This is a genomic window from bacterium (genome assembly GCA_035380285.1).
Lineage (GTDB): Bacteria > Auribacterota > Erginobacteria > Erginobacterales > DAOSXE01 > DAOSXE01.
This window is the reverse complement of sequence record DAOSXE010000018.1, coordinates 28,381-47,379: the sequence shown is the minus strand read 5'-3', so window position 1 is coordinate 47,379 and position 18,999 is coordinate 28,381. Positions and strand designations below refer to the sequence as shown.

At 68.7% G+C, this 18,999-nt stretch carries 14 protein-coding genes; 13 read left to right on the top strand and 1 reads right to left on the bottom strand.

Going from position 1 to position 18,999, the window contains the following annotated elements:
* Positions 1-105: 105 nt before the first annotated feature.
* Positions 106-1,527, bottom strand: coding sequence for a sulfatase (locus PLZ73_08220; GenBank protein ID HOO77858.1), 1,422 nt, complete (start codon positions 1,525-1,527; stop codon positions 106-108).
* Between the two features lie 116 nt (positions 1,528-1,643).
* Here PLZ73_08220 and PLZ73_08215 point away from each other — a divergent pair, with 116 nt between their 5' ends.
* The 13 genes from PLZ73_08215 to PLZ73_08155 all read left to right on the top strand — a co-directional run bounded on the left by PLZ73_08215 (position 1,644) and on the right by PLZ73_08155 (position 18,999).
* Positions 1,644-3,206, top strand: coding sequence for an alkaline phosphatase family protein (locus PLZ73_08215; protein ID HOO77857.1), 1,563 nt, complete (start codon positions 1,644-1,646; stop codon positions 3,204-3,206).
* 22 nt (positions 3,207-3,228) lie between these two features.
* The gene (locus PLZ73_08210) at positions 3,229-4,728 is read left to right on the top strand and encodes an oligosaccharide flippase family protein (protein ID HOO77856.1); all 1,500 of its coding nucleotides are present in this window, start codon (positions 3,229-3,231) and stop codon (positions 4,726-4,728) included.
* A 19-nt stretch (positions 4,729-4,747) separates the two neighbouring features.
* Positions 4,748-5,878, top strand: a complete 1,131-nt coding sequence (locus PLZ73_08205) for a glycosyltransferase (protein HOO77855.1) — start codon at positions 4,748-4,750, stop codon at positions 5,876-5,878.
* Positions 5,875-6,639 (top strand): WecB/TagA/CpsF family glycosyltransferase, encoded by a 765-nt coding sequence (locus PLZ73_08200; protein HOO77854.1) that lies wholly within the window; start codon positions 5,875-5,877, stop codon positions 6,637-6,639. The genes PLZ73_08205 and PLZ73_08200 overlap by 4 nt, the downstream gene beginning before the upstream one ends.
* Entirely contained in the window at positions 6,620-7,954 is a 1,335-nt protein-coding gene (locus PLZ73_08195; protein ID HOO77853.1) for an O-antigen ligase family protein, read from the top strand. Before PLZ73_08200 ends, PLZ73_08195 begins: the two co-directional genes overlap by 20 nt.
* Positions 7,951-9,387, top strand: a complete 1,437-nt coding sequence (locus PLZ73_08190; GenBank protein HOO77852.1) for a sugar transferase — start codon at positions 7,951-7,953, stop codon at positions 9,385-9,387. The genes PLZ73_08195 and PLZ73_08190 overlap by 4 nt, the downstream gene beginning before the upstream one ends.
* Positions 9,388-9,395: 8 nt before the next feature.
* Complete coding sequence (locus PLZ73_08185; GenBank protein HOO77851.1) at positions 9,396-10,979, top strand: bacterial transcriptional activator domain-containing protein; 1,584 nt, start codon at positions 9,396-9,398, stop codon at positions 10,977-10,979.
* A gap of 10 nt (positions 10,980-10,989) precedes the next feature.
* Positions 10,990-12,318 (top strand): hypothetical protein, encoded by a 1,329-nt coding sequence (locus PLZ73_08180; protein ID HOO77850.1) that lies wholly within the window; start codon positions 10,990-10,992, stop codon positions 12,316-12,318.
* 93 nt (positions 12,319-12,411) lie between these two features.
* On the top strand, positions 12,412-13,452 hold the full coding sequence (locus tag PLZ73_08175) for a glycosyltransferase family 2 protein (GenBank protein ID HOO77849.1): 1,041 nt from the start codon (positions 12,412-12,414) through the stop codon (positions 13,450-13,452).
* Positions 13,453-13,463: 11 nt separating this feature from the next.
* Positions 13,464-14,603 carry a glycosyltransferase family 1 protein gene (locus PLZ73_08170; GenBank protein HOO77848.1) on the top strand — a complete coding sequence of 380 codons (1,140 nt, stop codon included), beginning with the start codon at positions 13,464-13,466 and terminating at the stop codon, positions 14,601-14,603.
* Complete coding sequence (locus PLZ73_08165) at positions 14,600-15,604, top strand: BMP family ABC transporter substrate-binding protein (protein HOO77847.1); 1,005 nt, start codon at positions 14,600-14,602, stop codon at positions 15,602-15,604. Before PLZ73_08170 ends, PLZ73_08165 begins: the two co-directional genes overlap by 4 nt.
* Positions 15,605-15,727: 123 nt before the next feature.
* On the top strand, positions 15,728-17,194 hold the full coding sequence (locus PLZ73_08160) for a pyridoxal-phosphate dependent enzyme (protein ID HOO77846.1): 1,467 nt from the start codon (positions 15,728-15,730) through the stop codon (positions 17,192-17,194).
* Between the two features lie 155 nt (positions 17,195-17,349).
* A complete protein-coding gene (locus PLZ73_08155) occupies positions 17,350-18,999 on the top strand; it encodes an AarF/UbiB family protein (GenBank protein ID HOO77845.1) in 1,650 nt (549 codons plus the stop codon).

The following is an 18,999-nucleotide window of genomic DNA, read 5'->3' as shown; positions in this document are numbered from 1 at the left end:
GCCGCCTTTTTTCGCGGCCGTTTCCGTTCCGCGGCGGCGCCGGACGATGGGGGGACTATACCACGAACGGGAACCGGGGGTACACGCCCGGCGCGCCCGTTCCCGCTACTGCAGGTAGCCCAGGGCGCGCAGGTCTTCGGCGGTTTCCCCGTCCAACGTCGCCGCCGCGGCGTTGTCGACCGCCTCCTCCCGGTACCACTCCCGTCCGGACCGGATCAGGCCGCGCGTCCGGGCGTCGGCACCCCCCCCGGCGGCGAGGTCGTTCCGTTCCCAGGGGTCGCGGTCGAGCCGGTAGAGTTCGGTTTCTCCCCCGAGGGTGTGGATGAGCTTGGTGTCGCCGTCCCTGACCATGAACTGGCGGGGGAGGGGGCGGCCCCGCTCGTCCTCGGGCAGGCGCATGGCGAACGCCCGGCGCTTTCCCGTCCCGGCCCCTTCCAGGGCCGGGATCATGCTCACCCCGTCCACCGCCGCCTCCGTCCTGATTCCCAACAGATCGAGAAGGGAAGGGAAAAGGTCGACCGATTCCGCCACGGTTTCGACCCGCCCGGTTCGGGTCCGGTCCGGGAGACGGATGAGGAGGGGAACCCGGGTCTCCCCGTCGTAGAGATACATCCCGTGGCTGGCGTAGTCGCGGTGCTGGTAGAGCTCTTCGCCGTGGTCGGCGGTGACGACCACGATGGTCTCGCCGTCCAGTCCCTCCCGTTCCAGCGCGTCCAGGAACTTCCCGATCTCCGCGTCGGTATAGGCCAGGGCGGCGTCGTAGTCGTCGATCAATGCGGCTTTGTCCGGGTCGCCGGCCACGCTCCTCCAGCCTTCCTCTCCGAACCGCGCCGCCATCTCCGGGTCGTCGCCGCGGCTGCGGAAGCGCCCCTGGAATTCGGGGGGGAGGATAAAGGGCGCGTGGACGTCGTAGAGGTTGACCATGAGGAAGAAAGGCCGGCCGGGGTCCTCCTCGATCCATTCCCGCGCCAGGCGCAGACCGTCCTCGGCCGTGCCCTTGCGCCGTTTCACCTGGTTCTTGCTCCCGGGAACCCACTCCCGGCTGGCGAAGTTTTCCAGGTAGGCGTCGAACCCCTGGCCCAGGTTCTTGGAACTTTTGAGCACGGCGGTGCCGACCACCGCCCCGGTCCGGTACCCGCGGTCTTTCAGGACTTCGGCCAGGGTGAGCAGGCGGTCGTCGAGGCGCCCGTAGTTTCTGAAACTCCCGGTGTTCTGGGGGTAGAGGCCGGTGAGGATCGAAGCGTGGGAGGGCAGGGTGATGCCGATGGGGACGGTGGCGTTGTCGAAAACAAGGCTTTCTCCGGCCAGGCCGTCGATCCGGGGCGTGGTGGGGCGCGGGTAGCCGTAGCAACCCAGGTGGTCGGCGCGGAGGGTGTCGACGATCAGAACGACCAGGTTGGACCCTTCGTACCTCCCGGAAAGCGCGTCCCCTTTTCCGGAACACCCCCCCGCCGCCAGCAGGGCGGGGAGCAAAAACAGGGACATTCCGCGCCGGGGGAGCAAACGGGATCTGCGATTTTCAGGCATGGCTCCGGCTTCCTTCCGCTCTTCCGGACCGGTTGACGACCGAGGGTGGCTAATTCGGCGGCGTCTGGCAATAAAATTATGGCCAAGGTTTCGGAACCGGGGGTAGATTACCCCCCATGGAGCGCGGGAAGACAACCCTGATCGGCCTCGACGGGTTCAATTCCGGGGCCTACGAATACCTGGCCGCCCGCGGCGCGATCCCCAATCTGGTCAGGATCGTCTCCTCCGGGTCCCGGGGGACGCTCCTGTCGACCCGCCCCCCCTACACCGGGCCGGCCTGGGTAAGCATGACCACCGGGGTCAACCCCGGGCACCACGGAATTTTCGGTTTCACCCGTCGCCGCCCCGGCGGCTACGACCACGAAGTGCTCACCGCTTCCCGGGTGGGGGCGCCGCGGATCTGGGACTACGCGGCGGCCGCGGGGCGGGATTCGCTGATCTTCAACGTCCCCTTCACGTTCCCGGCGGGGGCGGCGCCGGGCCGGCTGGTCAGCGGGATGCTCACCCCCTCCCTGGAAGCGGATTTCGCCGCTCCGGCTCCCCTGGCCGAAAAGATCCGCCGCCGCCACCCCGGCTACATCTTCGACTTCGCCATCGACCCCGAGCGGGATTTCGTCGGGGACCGGGCCCTGAAAGCGATCGGGAGCGAACTGGAATGCAAACGCAACCTGCTGGAGGAACTTTTAGCCTCGGCCGACCCGGAATTCCTGATGGCGGTCTTCGTCACCCCCGACCGGATCCAGCACCTCTGGGGGAAGGCGGTGCTGGGGGAAGCTCCTTTCCCGGCGGGGGTGGAGGAGGGGGTCTTGCGCCTGTTCGCGGCGCTGGACGACGCGGTCGGGGGCCTGGCCGGGCGGATGGGGGAGAAGGACACGCTCCTGATCGCCTCGGACCACGGCTTCGCCGGCCTGAGGAGCACCTTCTACCTCAACAACTGGTTGAGCGCCGAAGGTTTCCTGGCCTGGAAAGGGGGGGGGAAGAAGGTCTCGAAGCTGCTGGGCGCGTTCAACCGCACCGCCTGCAAACGGCTGGTTCCCCGAAAACTGGTGGAACGGGTGCGCCGCCGCGCCGGGGAAGACCTGGTGGACTGGAGCCGCACCCGGGCCTACGCCTCGCCGGGGATGGAGGAAGGGTGTTATCTCAACCAGGCCGGGCGCGAGCCCGAGGGTAACGTCCTCCCCGGGGAAGATCGGGAGCGGACGCTGGCTGAGATCCGCTCCGGCCTTTCGGCCCTTCCGGGTCCGATCTTCCGGGGGGTGCTTCCCCGCGAAGAAGTCTACCGGGGGGAATTTCTCGACCGGGCCCCCGACCTGCTCCTCGATTTCGCCCGGAGCGGCTGGAACATGTCCTCGAGCTGCGTGGGCGCCTCCCTGTGGCGCGACTGGGAGAAGTATCCCTTCGGCGTTCACCACCCCCACGGATTCTGGGCCGGCCGGGGCCCGGGGTGGCCGGCGGTCCGCCGCGACGCCGACATCCTCGACATCGCTCCCACGGTGCTGGCGGCGCTGGGTCTGGCGGCTGCCCCGGAGATGGAAGGAGCGGCCCTCGGGCCCGGATCCGCTCCGGCGGCGGCCGTTTCCGCCGGACCCCGGGGGAGAAGCGCCGGGGAGGACCCGGAATACACGCCCGGAGAAGCGGCCGCCCTTCGGGAACGCCTGAGCGGCCTCGGTTATCTCTGATGGCGCCGGGAGCCGGACAACCATGAAGCGAGGGCGCGGGTTCGCGGGCAACGCCGCCTGCCGGTTCGCCGGCGTCGGCTGCCAGTATCTGCTGTTCTTCGCGACTGCGTTCCTGATCAACCGGGCGGCGGGCAGCGGCGCCCTGGGCGACTACATGCTGGCGGTGACCATCCTCAACCTGGCCGGTTTCGCCGCCACCGGAGGCCTCAAATTCGGGGTGGTTCGGTCCGCCGCCCGCGCCCTGGCCCGGGGCGATCTTTCCGGCGCGCGCGCCACGATCGGTTCGTCGGTCGCTTTTTCCCTGGCGGCGGGGGCGCTCCTGGTCGCGGCGCTCTGGTTCTGGGCCGTTCCCCTGGCCCGCGGTTTCTTCCGCTCCCCCGGCCTGGAAACCGCGCTGAAGATCGTCGCGGCCGCCGTCCCCGCCTTCGCGGTCATGACCGTGCTCGTTTCCGGGCTCCAGGCTTTCAAGGAGATCGGCAAGAAGGTTTTTCTGGAAAACATCGCCCAGCCGGCGGCGGCCCTGATCCTGATCGGGGGCGCCTTCCTGGCGGGGTTGGGATTCGACGCCGTGGTCCTGGCCTGGTGCGTCTCCATTCCCCTGGCCGCGGCCGGGGCCTGGCTGCTCCTGCGGCCCTTGCTGGCCTCCGGGGCCGGGACCCCGGCCGGCGCGTTTCCCCGGGAAGGGTTTCCCGGGCTCCTGGGCTATTCGCTGCCCCTGCTGGCGGTGGGGCTGCTCTACTACGTCTTCACCAGGATCGACCTGATCATGCTCGGCCATTTCCGGACCGCCTCCGAGGTCGGGGTTTACGGCTTGGCCGCCCGCCTGGCCATGCTTATCGCCCTGCCCATGGAAGCGGTGAACGCGATCATGGAGCCGACCGTGGCCGAGATCGGCAGGGAGGACAAGGCGGCGCTGTCGGCGATCTACCGGGCGTCGACCCCCTGGGTCCTCTACGGCGGGGTGGGATTGTTCGGCGTGCTGTTCTGGGGGTCGCCGGCGGTCTTCTCCTCGTTCGGCCCCTCCTTCTCTCCGGGGTGGGGGATACTCGCCATCCTCGGCTGGGGCCAGCTGGTCAACCTGGGCGTGGGCTCGGCCGGGGTTCTCCTGAGCATGACCGGCCATTCCCGGGTCGAATTCTACAACGCGGCGGCGATGGTGGGAGTGAACGTCGCCCTCAACCTGGCCCTGATCCCCGTCTACGGGGGCGCCGGGGCGGCCCTGGCCACGGGGGTTTCGCTGGCGGGGATCAACCTGCTCCGGCTGATCGAGGTCGGGGCGATTCTCGGAGTCGGCCCGTTTTCTTCCCGGTACGCGGGGACGGTCCTCTGCGCCCTGGCGGCCGCGGTCGGCGCCGGGGTTTACCGGGCCTGCTTCACGGAGCTCCCTTCCCCGGGAGCCGCCCTGGTCGCCGTGGCGGTCTTCGCCGCGGTCTACCTCCTCCTCGGCTCCCGCATACTCCTTGACGACCGTTCCCTCGCCGGATTTAATAATCAACTCCGGCGCCTGCTCGGCCGCCGGTGACAGCCGCTCCGGAGAATCCATGAGGCGATCGAATATACTGATCACGACGTCCGTCCTCGACCGCCGGGGGGCGGAAAAGATGATCCTGGAACTGGCGAGCCGGCTCGACCGGGACCGGTTCCAACCCCTGGTTCTCTGTCTCCGCCCCCAGACCGACATGGCCGAGGACTTCGCCCGGGCCGGGGTGGAGGTGGCGGTTCTGGGGATGAGGGCCTACTTCGAGTACCGGGCGCTCCGGGCGTTCCGGCGGCTGATCCGCGACCGCCGCATCGATCTGGTCCACACCCACCTCTACCGCGACGCCGTCTACGGGAGGATCCTGGGCAAGCGCGCCGGCGCCGCCGTCGTCTCCACCCTGCACAACAGCTACGTCTGGCGGCCCCGCTCCCAGCTCTGGCTCGACCGGGCCACCGCCCGGTGGGCCGACCGGATCACGGCAGTTTCCGAAGCGGTGCGGCGGTTCGCGGTCGAGCGCGAGGGGATGCCGGCGGATAAAGTCACGGTTCTTCACAACGGGATCGAAACCTCCCGCTACCGCGTCCCCCCGGGGACCAGGGAGGAGGTCCGAAAGCGGATGGGGGTCGGGCCGGACGAGCTGCTGGTGGGCAGCCTGGGGCACCTGACCCGCCAGAAAGGGTTTCGCTATCTGGTCGACGCCGCCCCGGACGTCGTCCGCGAGGTGCCCGAGGCCCGCTTCCTGGTCTTCGGGGAGGGCGAGCTCGGGGGCGAACTCGAGGCGCGCGTCCGGGATCGGGGGTTGGGGGACCGCTTCCGGTTCCCCGGGTTCCGCGAGGACATCCCCGAGGTGCTGAGCGCGTTCGACCTCTTCGTGCTCCCCTCCCTCTGGGAAGGGCTGCCGGTGGTGTTGATCGAAGCCATGGCGGCGGGGCTGCCGATCGTGGCCACCGACGTCGACGGCAACCTCGAGGTCACCGGGGGCCGGGAGCGCGGGGAAGGCGTCCCCAGCGCCGACGCCGGCGCGTTGGCCCGGGAGATCGTCCGCCTGCTCCGCGACCCGGGGCGCCGCCGGGCCCTGGGGGAGGCCGGCCGCGCCCGCGCCCGCGAACGTTTCGACGTACAGATCATGGTCCGCAACTACGAGCGCCTCTACCGGGACCTGCTGGCGCGGCGGGAAGGAAGGGAAGGGTGAAACGGCCGCGGGTCAGGATCGGGAGCCTCGAGATCGACGACCTCGACTGGAGCGAAGCCCTGGAGAAGGTGGCGGAGCTGGCGGCCCGTCGCCGCGGCGGCTACGTCACCACCCCCAACGTCGACCACGTGGTCCTGGCGGACTCCGACCCCGGTTTCCGGGAGATCAACCGGGAAGCGGACCTGGTCTTCGCCGACGGGATGCCGCTGCTGTGGGTGGCGCGGCTTTTGGGCACGCCGCTTCGGGCCAAAATTTCCGGGTCCGATTTCCTGGTCCGGTTCGCCGCCCCGGCGGCCGCCCGGCGTTTCCGGCTGTTTTTCCTCGGCGGCCGACCCGGGGCCGCCGCCGCCGCCGCCCGGCGTCTGCGGGAAGAAAACCCGGGGCTGGAGGTGGCCGGGGTCGAATGCCCCCCCTTCGGCTTCGAGCTCGATCCGGAGCGGAACCGGGCCGTGACGGAAGCCATCCGCCGCTCAGGGGCCGACCTGGTCTTCGTGGGGCTGGGGACCCCCAAGCAGGAGCGGTGGATCAGCCGCTACCGCCGGGACTACCACCCCGCCTTCAGCGTCCCCTGCGGGGCCGGGTTCGATTTCCTTTCCGGCCAAGTCCCCCGCGCGCCCCGCTGGATGCGCCGCGCCGGAATGGAATGGTGCTGGCGGCTGCTCCGGGAGCCCCGGCGCCTGGGCCGGAGGTACCTGGTCCGGGACGCGCGGTTTCTCCCCATCGTTTTCAGGCAGTGGCTTCATGGAAACAGGACGAGATAAGGGTCGTCTCCCGGCCGCGGCGGGGCTGGCCGCGGCCGCGGTCGTGTTCGCGGCGCTGCTCAACCTCTACCCCAACCCCCTGGCCCCGCTGGTACTGGTGCTGCTGACGGGCGCCGTCGGCGTTTTCGTTTTCCGCCCCCGGTTTTTCGTCCTGGCCTGCCTCTTTCTGCGCGCTTCCCTGGACATCACCAAGGACGGCGGCGCGATCTACCTGAGCGAATCGATCCAGATAACCGCCGCGCTCCTGCTCAGCCTTCTGGTCGTCGTCCTGGGCATATTCCATATCCTCGCCCACCGGGTCCGGGTCTGGCGCATTCCCCTGGTCCCGGTCCTGTCGGTTTTCCTGGCGGTCTCCCTGCTCAACTGCCTCGCGACCGAGGACCTTCTCTCCAGCCTGATGGAGTGGATGCGGTTTCTGAGCACCTTCGTCCTTTATATCCTGGTCAGCGAACTGGTCCGGACCCGTGACGACGCGGTCCGGGTGGCGTCCGCGATCATGCTTTCCGCGCTGGTGCCGGTGGCGGTGGGGCTCTATCAGATCCTCGAAAACGCCGGCCAGTACATAACCGGGTTCGTCCGGGCCAACGGCACCTTCGTTCATCCCAACCCCTTCGCCTTCTACCTGATCATCGTCCTGTCGCTGCTGTTGAACTTTCTCTTCGCCGGCGCGGCCAACCCCTTTTCCCGCTTCCGCGGAAGGATGGCGCTGCTGGCGCTGCCGGCCGCGGTCTGCCTGGTCTTCACCTACACCCGCACCGCCTGGATCGGGATCTTCATCCTCTTCTTCTTCATCGTCGTCGCCCGCGACCGGCGCCTGCTCTGGGGGTTCGGGGCGCTGGGGCTGGTGTTTTTCGCCGCGGGGCCGCTCCGCCAGCGCTTTTCCGATCTCATGACCTCGTTCAATTCCGTCACCCACCGCTTCTATATCTGGAAGTCGGGCCTGGAAAAACTCCCCCGGTACCCGGTCCTGGGCCGCGGCCTGGCCAGTTTCGAGCTGCTCGACCCCTACGGCGAGCCCGCCCACAACGACGCCCTGCGCATCCTCTTCGAGCTGGGGATCGTCGGGGTGCTGGTCTACGTGGCGTTGGGGGTCGAACTGACGGCGCGGCTCTGGCGGCTCTTCCGCCGCGACCTGGGCCCGGTCGGGAACGCCCTCGCCCGGGCGGCGGTTTCCAGCCTGGCGGTGTTCATCCTGGCCAGCCTGACCGGGAATATCTTTTTCCGCCCCGCTCTCCAGTGGTATTTTTGGGCGTTGGCGGCCCTGGTGTTCAGGATGGGAAGCATCGCCGGCGCCGAGGCCGGGGGGGACGAATGAGGGACTCCCGTAAAACCGGAATCGTTCTGGTCTACGGTCTGGTGGACCTGGTCTGCATATTCTTCTCCTTTTATCTCCCCTACCTTCTGCGCTACGCCGACAACCCCTACGTCCGCTCCCTCTCCCTGCCCGACAAATGGCTCCGGCTGGGGGACTGGGCCCTGGGCCCCTACACCCTGGTTTTCTTCATCTGGGCGGTGCTCTGCGTCCTCTTCCTCAACCACTACCGGCTCTACCGGACCGACCGCGGCCTCGGCTACCTGGACGAACTGCTCCTGGTGGCCCGGGCGGTTCTCCTGGCCAGCCTTTCGGCCGCCGGGGCGATCTTCCTGCTGCAGGTCAAGATCTACTCCCGGATGGTCTTCGGCCTGAACGTCGCCCTTCTCTTCGCCACCCTGGCCGGCTGGCGCTGGGCGAAGCGCTGGCTCGTGCGCCGTCGGGTGAGCCGGGGGTTCAACAACCGCAACGTCCTCATCGCGGGTTCGGGGCGCCTGGGCGTGGAGTTGGCGCGGCTGGTGGCCGCCAACCGGCACCTGGGGTTGGAGCTGGTCGGCTACCTCGGCGACGGCGCGCCGGCGGCGGCCCTCCCCGCCCCCGTGCTCGGCAGGCTGGACGAGGTGGAGTCGGTGATCCGGAAATATTTCGTGGACGAGGTCCTGGTGGCGCTGGACCCCCGCGAGGAGCGCTTCCCCGAGCTGGTGCACCGCGCCCGTCGGCTGGGGGTCGGAGTGATGGTGACCCCGGGAGTTCTGGGGGCGGACCCCGCCGACGTGCGCGTGAACTACCTGGGCCGGGTCCCCCTGCTCGAATACCAGGAAAAAGGGCTCCACGGCGCCGATCTTTTCCTGAAGCGGGGGTTCGATATCGCCGGTTCCCTGGCCGGGCTCGTGCTCCTCTCCCCCCTCTTCCTGGCGATCGCGGCCGCGGTCCGGATGGGGTCGCCCGGCCCGGTCATCTACGCTTCCCGCCGCTGCGGCCGCAAGGGCCGGGTGTTCCGTTTCTTCAAGTTCAGAACCATGCTCCCGGGGGCGGACGCGATGCTGGAAGAACTGCGCCACCTCGACGAGACCGACGGACCGGTCTTCAAGATCCGCAACGATCCCCGGGTGACCCGCTGCGGCCGCTTCCTCCGCCGCTACAGCCTGGACGAACTGCCCCAGCTCTGGAACGTCCTCCGGGGGGACATGAGCCTGGTCGGTCCCCGCCCCCCCACCCCGGAGGAAGTTGATCGGTACGAAGAATGGCAGCTGCGCCGGCTGGAGATCAGACCGGGCCTGACCTGTCTCTGGCAGGTCAGCGGCCGGAGCAACCTTTCCTTCTCCCAGTGGATGAAGCTCGACCTCTACTACATCGACAACTGGTCGTTCTGGCTCGACTTGAAGATACTGCTGCGGACCTGCCTGGCCGTCTTCCGGGGGGAGGGGGCCTACTAGGGCGGCCGATGAAGGCGCGGACGGTCCCGATCGCCCTGGTTCTGACCGCGCTCGCGGTCTGGGGAGCGCTCGCCTACCGCCCCCCCCTGATCGGCGGCGGCCCGGTCGGGCGGATCTACGACATCGGGGCTTTCGGCTGGTGGTACGCCCGCGCGGCCTGGTCCCGGGAAGGCTGGGCCCGGACCCCGGACCCGGTCCTGGCCGCCCGGGCGGCGTGGCACCGGCCGGGAATGGCCCGGGAGCTGCTGGGCGTCCCCCCCGGGGACCTCCCGGCCCTGGCCCGCCGTTATTTTTCCCTGGGGCTGAGCGCCGAAGCCGCCGAACTGTTCACGGCGGCGGCCGCCCGGGATCCGTCCTTCGCCGCTTCCGCCGCCGCCTACCTGGCGGCGCTGGAAGACTGGAACCGGGTCCTGGAAACCGCGGCGGCGCTCCGCGGCCCCGCGGGCGCGTACTGGCGGGGCCGGGCGCTGGAGGAGACCGCCGATCCGGCCATAGCCCTGGAGGAACTGAGCCGGGTCGGGGAAGGCCCTTTCCGGGCGGACGCGGCCGCCCGGTCCGGCACTCTTTGCGAACGGGGGGGGGACCGGGAGCGCTCCCTGGCGTTCTACCGGCGCGCGCTCGAGCTCGATCCTCTCGACCGATGCGCCCTGGAGGGCCTGGCCCGGATCGGGGACGGCCCCGAGGCCGCGGCGGCGGCGCGGACCCTGGGCTTCTTTTCCCGCTCGCTTCCCCTGCGGGTAGCGGTGGGGGACCGGTTTCTGCTGCTGGGCGCCGATCTACCCCCCGGACCGATGCCCGCCGGGGCCCGGAGCCGGATCGCGCTCACGCTTCTGGGCTGGTCGCCGGGCCCGGAAGGGAGCGAAGTGCTTCCCCTGGCGGGAATGATCTCGGAGGCGGGAACGTTCCCCTGGTACCAGGGGGGGGAGGCGTTTTCGCCCCCGGGCCCGGGAGCGCTGCGGGAAGTGAATCTGGAGTGGGTCTGGCCCCTGGAGGTTTTTCCCGGAGACGTCGATCTGGGGGTCGCCTTCGAGTCCCTTCCCGGCAGGGAACGGCTCCCGGCGTCCGCCGGGCGGGGGGGCTACGTCGGTCTCGGGCGCCTTTGCCTGGACCCCGCCTGGACCCCGAGCCCGGCCGCCGCTTCCGAGGTCGAGGCTTGCGGTCCCGGCGCGGCGCGGCTGAACCGGGCCGTCTTCCTGGGGCCCGGGGACCGGATCCGTTGGGAATTTCCGGTCCCGGTGCGGGCGCGGGGACTGGCGGTGATCTCCTCGGTCCGTTCCCGGGGCCCCGGCCGCGCCGGGGACCGGGTGGGAACGGTCGGGATCGAAACCGCCGCCGGCCCGGCGGCGGAAGTGCCGCTGCGGCTGGGCCGCGAAACCGCGGGCACCACGGAAGGCCCGGCGTCCGGCGTTCCCGTCTCCGGAATCCGGCAGGGGAGCGGCCCCCGCGGGCTCTACGACTACCGGACCTCGGTCCGGTTCCCGGAGCCGATGGAGATCGCCGCCGTGAACGTCGAGAACGTCTCCCGTGCGAGCGGGCTGAAAATCGCCGATCTGGTGCTGCTTGACGGCGCCGCCCCGGGGCCGGGCCGGTGAGGCGGATCCGATGACCGCTCGGCCCGAACGGAAGCTGCCGGGTCTGCTCCTGCTGGCGGCGGCGGGGTGGGGCTGTGCCCTGATCCTGGCGGTTCCCCCCTGGCAGGCCCCGGACGAACCGACTCACTTCGTGTATATCCGGGCGCAACGGGGGGGAGGGGACTTCGACCCCGCCCGCCTCGAGGAGGAGATCATCCGCTCCATGGACGGCTACCGCTGGTGGGAGCTGGTGGGGGCGCGGAGGCCCGCGGTCCTGCCCGGCCGTTTTTTCGACGCCCCCTTTCTCCGGGCCGCGCCCTCCCAGATGCGCAAGAACCCCCGTCTCTACTACCTGCTGGCGTCCCGCGTACTCTTCCTCCCCGGGGGTGCGTCTCTCGAGGGGGGGCTGTACCTGCTCCGGTTTTTTTCGCTGGGCCTGACCCTGCTCTCGGCCGCGGCCGCGTGGGCGGCGGTTTCCCGGGTGTTCCCCGAGCGGGAGCTGGCCCTGGGGGCGGCGTCGGCGGTACTGGTTCCCCAGTATCTTCTCATCGGCACCTCCGTCAGCGTGGAACCGGCGATCAACCTCTGCTCGGCCCTGTTTTTTCTCGAACTGCTCGGGACTCTGGAAGCGGGCCCGACCCTCCGCCGGGTTCTCGGCCTCGGGGCGGCGTACGCCCTGGGGCTCATGGTCAGTTACAAGTTCCTGGTCCTGCTGCCCGTCGTTCCCCCGGCCCTGGCGTGCGCCGGCCGGTCCCGTTTCCCCGGTGCGGCCTGGCGCCGGGCGGCGGCCGGGGCCCTGCTGGCGGCGGGGATTTTCTGGGGGCTGGCCGCGGTCGATCCCCGTTCCCTGGGGCTGGCGGTGGCGCGGCTGCGGGAACTGTACGACACCGTTTTTTCCTGGGGGGCCGCATCCGGGAGTCTGCCCGGAGGGTATTGGAACTGGTTCAACGCGCGGGTCTTCGAAAGTTTCTGGATCAGGTACGGCTGGTCGGCTTTTCCGCTGCCCCCGGACTACTACCGCGCGCTCAGGATCGTCTGCCTCGGGGCCCTGGCCGGTCTGGCCTGCGCCTGGTTCCGGGACCGGTTCCGCGGCGTTTCCCGGGGAATAGCCCTCGCCGCCGGGTACGCCCTCGCGGTCACGGCGGGGTTCTACCTGTTCTGGGGGCCCCGGGAAGCGGAGACCAGCGCCCAGGGCCGTCATCTGTTCATGGCCATGCCCGCCTGGGGCATCCTGCTGGCGGCGGGACTCGGGGGGCTGTGGCCCGAGCGCAAGCGCCTGGTGGGCGCGGCGATATTCGCGGGGATGCTTCTGCTCGACGCCGCGGCGTTATTCGGGTATATCATTCCCACCTTCTCCTGAGGAGCAGGCGGCGCCGCCGGAACTTCAACTTCCGCCCCGGCCGCGCTACCATGAAAGGGCCGGAGCGTTCCGGCCGCGGTACAATCGGAGCTTATGCCTGAAGAGAACGACAAGAGCCCCCTGATCTCGGTGGTGGTCCTGACCTGCAACGGGAGGCCCCACCTGGAGGAGTGCATCTCCTCCCTCCTCGCCCAGACCTGGCCCCGGCTGGAGGTGATCCTGGTCGTCAACGGTTCCCGGGACGGGTCCGCGCGGTTCGTCGAAGAACGTTTTCCCGGCCGGGTCAGGATCGTCCGCCTGGAGAAAAACCTGGGCTACACCGGGGGCAACAACCGGGGGATTGCGGCCGCCCGCGGGCGCTACATCGCCCTCATCAACGACGATACCCGCGCCGACTCCCGCTGGCTGGAGGAGATGGCGGCGGTCATGGAGGCCGCGCCCGGATGCGGTATGGTCGCGGGCAAGATCCTTTCCTACTTCGATCCCGGGACCATCGACAACGTGGGGCATATCATCTGCCGCGACGGGACCTTCCGCGGGCGCGGGCGCCTGGAAAAGGACCGCGGCCAGTACGACCGGGTGGAGGAGATCCTCTCTCCCAGCGGCTGCGCGATGATGGTGCGGATCGAGGCTCTCCGGCAGTGCGGCGGGTTCGACGAGGATTTCTTCATCTACGGCGACGACGCCGAACTCTCGCTGCGGATCCGCCTGGGCGGCTGGAAGACCTACTACGCGCCCGGCGCCGTGGTCCTGCACAAATATTCGGCCTCCACCGGGGCTTACTCCCGGGAGAAGGCCTTCCTGGTCGAGCGCAACCGGATCTGGCTGACCGTCAAGTATTTTCCCCTCCCGGCCCTGGCGGCCGCGCCCTTTTTCAGTCTCGGCCGGATGGCGCTGCAGGCCTACGGGGTGGTGGCCGGACGGGGGGCTTCCGGAGAATTCGTCCGCCAGTATTCGGCCGGTCTGCTGCTGCTCATTCTCGTCAGGGCCCACCTGGCGGCCCTCGGAGGGATCCCGAAGATGTGGAAAAAACGCCGCCGGCTGCGGCGGGAGCGGAAAGTCCCCGTCTCCGAATTCTACCGGTGGCTGAGGGAATACGGGCTCTCCCTCCGGGAACTGGCGCTGACCAAGTAGGGGACGACGGCATGAGAATCGGCATCAACGCCCTGTACGCCATCCCCGGAAAAGTCGGGGGCAGCGAAATCTACCTGCGCTGTCTCCTGGCCGCGCTGGCCCGGGTCGATTCCGAGAACGAATACGTCGTCTTCACCAACCGGGAGAGCGCGGGGCGCCTGGCCCTGGGAGAAAATTTCCGGGAGGCCCCCCTGGGCGTGCGGGCGGTCAACCGCCCCGCCCGGGCGCTCTGGGAACAGACGGCGCTTCCCCGCCGCTGCCGCCGCGAGGGGGTGGACCTGCTGCACTCCCTGGGCTCGTCCGCACCGCTGCGCCTCTCCTGTCCTTCCGTGGTCACCGTGCTCGACCTCATCTACCTGCGCTTCCCGGAAACCTTCCCCTGGTGGACCCGGGCGACGGTCCGCTACTTCACCGCCCGGGCGGCCTCCCGGGCGGCGGCGGTGATCGCCCTCTCCGATTACTCCCGGGACGAGATCATGTGGGGTCTGGACGTCTCCTGGGACCGGATCTTTTCCGTGCCCCTGGGGGCCGGCAGCCTGGAAGGGCGGGAGCTGGAGCGCCCGGCCCGGGTGCGTCTTCTGCGGGATATGGGGATCGTTTCCCCCTACATCCTCACCGTTTCCGCCGCCCATCCGCACAAGAACCTGGGGCGCCTGCTGGAAGCGTTTTTCCGTTTCCGCCGCGAAGGGGGGCTTCATCAGCTGGTCGTGGTCGGAGTCCGCCACAGCCGCCACTACCAGCGCCTGCGCCGTATCGTCGAACGCCTGGAGTTGGACGCGGACGTCGTCTTCACCGGCTGGATCGACGACGAGGCCAAGCTCGCTCTCTACCGGGAAGCGGCGGTTTTCATCTATCCCTCCCTCCTGGAGGGGTTCGGCCTGCCGGTCCTGGAGGCGATGCGGGCCCGGGTCCCGGTCTGCTGCTCCGACGTTCCTTCCCTGAACGAGGTCGCGGGCGATGCCGCTTTGCGCTTCGACCCCTATTCGACCGGGGAGATGGCCTCGGCCCTGGAAGAGTGCATCTACAACGAAGAGCCGCGCCGTCGGCTGGTCGAAGCCGGCATCGCCCACGCCGGGACTTTTTCCTGGGAGCGGACCGCGGCCCAGACCTTGGAAATCTACCGTCGAATCGGGGAAGGGAGGAAGCGATGAGAAGGACGACCCGCCGCCGGTTGCTCGGCGTGCTGTTTACGGCGCTGCTCTGCGGCTGCGGCGTCCCCGACGACGGAGAGCCGACGAACGTCGCCGGAGTGTTCATCAACCCCCTCGACGACCCCTGGACGGCCGCCCTCCACCAAGCCCTGGAGCAGAACCAGTCCGAGGGAGGCTACGGCTACGCCTATCGAGCCGGGGTCGGGGCCGCCGGGTACGAGCGGGCGGTCCGCGAGTTCGTCGCCCGGGGGTACCGGGTGGTCTTCGGCGACTGCCGCGGAGCCGAAGCGGCGGCCCTGGCCACGGCCCGGGAATTTCCCGAGGTGTATTTTTTCCTCGGCTCCGACGCCGGCCCCGCCGCCCCCAACCTGGCGGTTATCGGGCCGCGCCTGGAGGAGCCGGCGTTCCTCTGCGGCATCGTCGCCGCCCGGATGAGCCGGACCCGGGAGGTCGGAGTCCTCGCCGGACTTCCCTCCCCGTCGGTGAACGGTCTGATCAACGCCTTCCGGAACGGGGTGGAGAGCGTCGATCCCGCCGTTTCGGTGCGGCTGCGGTTCACCGGTTTCCGCCACAGCCGGGACCACGGCCCTGAGGCCCGGGCGGTGGAGGCTCTGGCCGACGCCGGAGCGGACATGGTTTTCTGCGAGCGGCCCTGGGGGATCGAGGCCTGCGAGCGCCTGCGGCTGGGAGCCTTTTCCTGTTACCAGGACCTGATCCAGTACAGCCCCGACGTCGTCGTCACCGGGGCGGTGTGGGACCCGGCACCTCTGGTCCGGGGGGCGGTGGCCATGGTCAAGGAGGACCGTTTCGCCCCCCTCGACCTCGGGTGCTGGGGGACCATGTCGGTGGGGGGCGCCTACCTGGCCCCTTTTCGGGGGTTGACTCGGAAACCGGGCGACGAAGTCCGGTCCCGGGTGGAAAAAACCCGCGACCTGATCCTGGACGGGCGGCTGCGGGTCCCGGTCGACGAAACCGATCCGGCGGCCCGGCTTTCCGAGTAAGCGGCCGTTCCGGGCGCAGGCGCGCGCGCCCAAATCGCTCTTGTCAAAACCTTCAACTGTGCTAGAGTAGCCGCCTGCACATCGGCAGAAACAAAACCCCGGGTCAGAAGGAGGAACCGCCCGATGAAGAACAGGGAACAAGTGCTTGAAAATACCGTCCGACGGTGTCGGGAGCGCAACATCATCATCCCGACCTACGAGCAGATGCTCGATCCCGGGAAAGTTCCGCAGGGGATCAAGGACGAACTGAAGAACATCGGGCTCTGGGACCTGAATTCCCGCAACCTGTTCAGAATCACCTGGAAAAACGAACCGGTCCCCTTCGGCGGCGGATTCAACGGGGTCAATTTCATCGAACTTCCCTCCTCCCTGACCGGGGTCAAGGCCCGGATCGTCCAGCTGGTCGGAAAGTGGTTCCCCACGGGCGCCCACAAGGTCGGAGCCACCTTCGGGCCCTTGGTGGAAAAGCTGGTGCGCGGAGAGTTCGACCCCACCACCCAAAAGGCGCTCTGGCCCTCGACCGGCAACTACTGCCGCGGGGGCGCCTTCGACGCCTACCTGCTGGCCTGCGAATCGATAGCGGTTCTCCCCGAGGAGATGTCCCGGGAACGCTTCGAATGGCTGGAAAAAGTCGGGGCCGAAATCTACGCCACCCCCGGTTGCGAATCCAACGTCAAGGAAATCTACGACAAGGTCAAGGAACTGCTGGCGGAAAATCCGGATACGGTCGTCAACCTCAACCAGTTCGAGCAGATCGGCAACGCGGTCTGGCACTATGCCGTCACCGGTCCTTCCATGGAAGAGGTCTTCAACCAGATCAAGCGCGACGGCGACACCCTGAGCGCGCTCTGCCTCACCCAGGGTTCGGCCGGGACGCTGGGCAGCGGGGAATACCTCAAGGAAGCGTTCCCCCGGGTGAAGGTGGCGGCGATGGAGGCGCTGGAATGCCCGACCCTGCTCTATAACGGCTACGGCGGGCACCGGATCGAGGGGATCGGGGACAAGCACGTTCCCTGGATCCACAACCTGCGCAACACCGACCTGGTGGTGGATATCGCCGACGAGGACTGCATGCGGATCCTGCGCCTCTTCAACGAACCCGAAGGGCAGGAATACCTGATCAAAACCGGCGTTCCCGCCGAGCTGGTCGAGAGCCTGCCCCTGCTGGGGATCTCCTCGATCGCCAACCTGCTGGGATCGATCAAGACCGCCAAGTTCTACGAAATGGACGAGAACGACGTCGTCTTCACCGTTTCCACGGATTCGGTCGAGATGTACAAATCCCGTCTGGCCGAGATGACCGAGGCCCGCGGCGCTTACGGTTCCGAACAGGCGGCCAAGGACTACGATCGGTGCCTGATGGGCCTGTCCACCGATTGGATGCTGGAGTGCGGGTACTGGGACCGCCGCCGCATGCACAACCTCAAGTACTTCACCTGGATCGAGCAGCAGGGCAAGACGGTCGAGGAGCTCAACGCCCAGTGGTACCAGAAGGACTACTGGACCAAGCAGTTCCACGCCGTCCGCGAATGGGACGAGCTGATCCGGGAGTTCAACGAGCGCACGGGGCTGCTCAAGCAGTACCGGTAAAGACTCGTCGCCCCGGCACCGAGCGGCCCTCCCGGGTTTTCCCGGGAGGGCCGTTTTTTCGCCTCCCGGGCGCCTCAACCATTGCTTCCTGTCCCCGGCCGTATTTCATCCTGTATAATCGGGGCCGATCAGGCACGCAACCCGGGGAGGAACCCATGATTTCCATGAGTTGGCGGTCGTTCGCCGATATCAAGCGCGGGCGGCAGATCGTCACGGTCCTGGCCCGTTTCGGCTTCGAGGACCTGGTCGGGCGGCTGCACCTGAGCGACAAACCTTTTCTTCACCGCCTGGTGGGCCCCGAGGCGCAACTCCCTCTCGGGGAGCGGGTGCGCCTGGTTCTGGAGGCCCTGGGGACGACCTTCGTCAAGCTGGGACAGTTCTTCAGCATGCGCCCCGACATCATCCCCGAGGAAATCTGCCGGGAATTGAGGTCGCTCCAGGACGACGTCCCTCCCGTCGATTTCGCGCGGATCCGGGAGGAGATCGTGGGGGCGCTGGGGTGCGACATCGGCCGGGTCTTTTCCGCTTTCGAGCCCGTTCCCGTGGCTTCGGGTTCGATCGGGCAGGTCCATCTGGCCGTACTCCGGGAAGGGGAAGTCCCGGTCGCCTGCAAGGTGCGCCGGCCCGGCGCCCGCCGCCAGGTCCGGTCCGATTTCGACATCATCGGGCTGCTGGCCCGGCTGGCGCACGAGAATATTCCCGAAATCCGCTACCTCGACCTTCCCGCTTTGATCGAGGAAGCCAAGAGCTGGCTGCTGGAGGAAACGGATTTCGAAAACGAGAAGAACAACCTGCTCGTCTTCGGCAAGCTCAACCGGGTCGAGGGGGTCCTGGCTCCCCGGGTCCTGACCGAGTATTCCTCCCCGGCGTTTCTGGTCCTGGAGCGGTTGGACGGTCTACGCGCCGCGGATCTGGCCGGCTCCGAGGCCCGCCGGCGCGCGGCCGAGCGCCTGGCCGGTTCGTTTTTCAATCAGGTCCTGCTCGACGGATTTTTCCACGGGGATCCGCACGGCGGCAACGTCTTCTTCCGCCCCTCGGGGGAAGTCGTCCTCCTGGACTGGGGCCTGGTCGGCCGACTTTCCTGGAAGATGCGGCTGCAGCTGGTGGAACTCCTCCAGGCGGTTCTGAGCGGCGATCCTTCCTGGACGGTCGAATGCGGCCTGGCCCTCTCCGAAAACGAAAGCGTCGAAAACCGCGACCGGCTGGAGAGCGATCTTTTGCGCCTGTTGGACGAGATCCGGGGCAAGCCTCTCTCCCGGATCAACGTCGGGCATTTTCTGATCGGGGTCTTCCAGGTCCTGGCCCGGTACCGGATCCGGGTCCGCTCCGGCTATATGCTGGTCGCCCGGGCCCTGATGCTGCTGGAAGGCCTGGTCCGGGAGCTCGATCCGGAGTTCGATATCATGGGGAGGATCAGGGCCTATCTTCCCCGCGTGGGCCGGGAGGCCCTGAAGCCCGACCGCTTCCGGAGCTGGGCGGTTCGCCGGCTCTTCCAGGTGGCGGCCCTGCTCGACGTGCTCCCGACCCGTCTCCAGGATATCCTCCGCAAGCTGGACGAGGGGAAACTCACCGTCGTTCACCGCCACACCGGCATGGAAGACGTCGTCGTGCCCATCCGCCGGGCCATCGACCGGCTGGTGCTGGGAATGATCATGGCTTCGCTGATCTTGGGGGGGGCGATCCTGGTTCATGCCGGCATCCCGCCGCGCCTCTTCGGAATCCCGGTGCTGGGCCACCTGGCCTTCGGGATCGCGGCCGTGCTCGGGGTCTGGCTGCTGTGGGCCTCGCGGTCCCGGCGCCGCTGA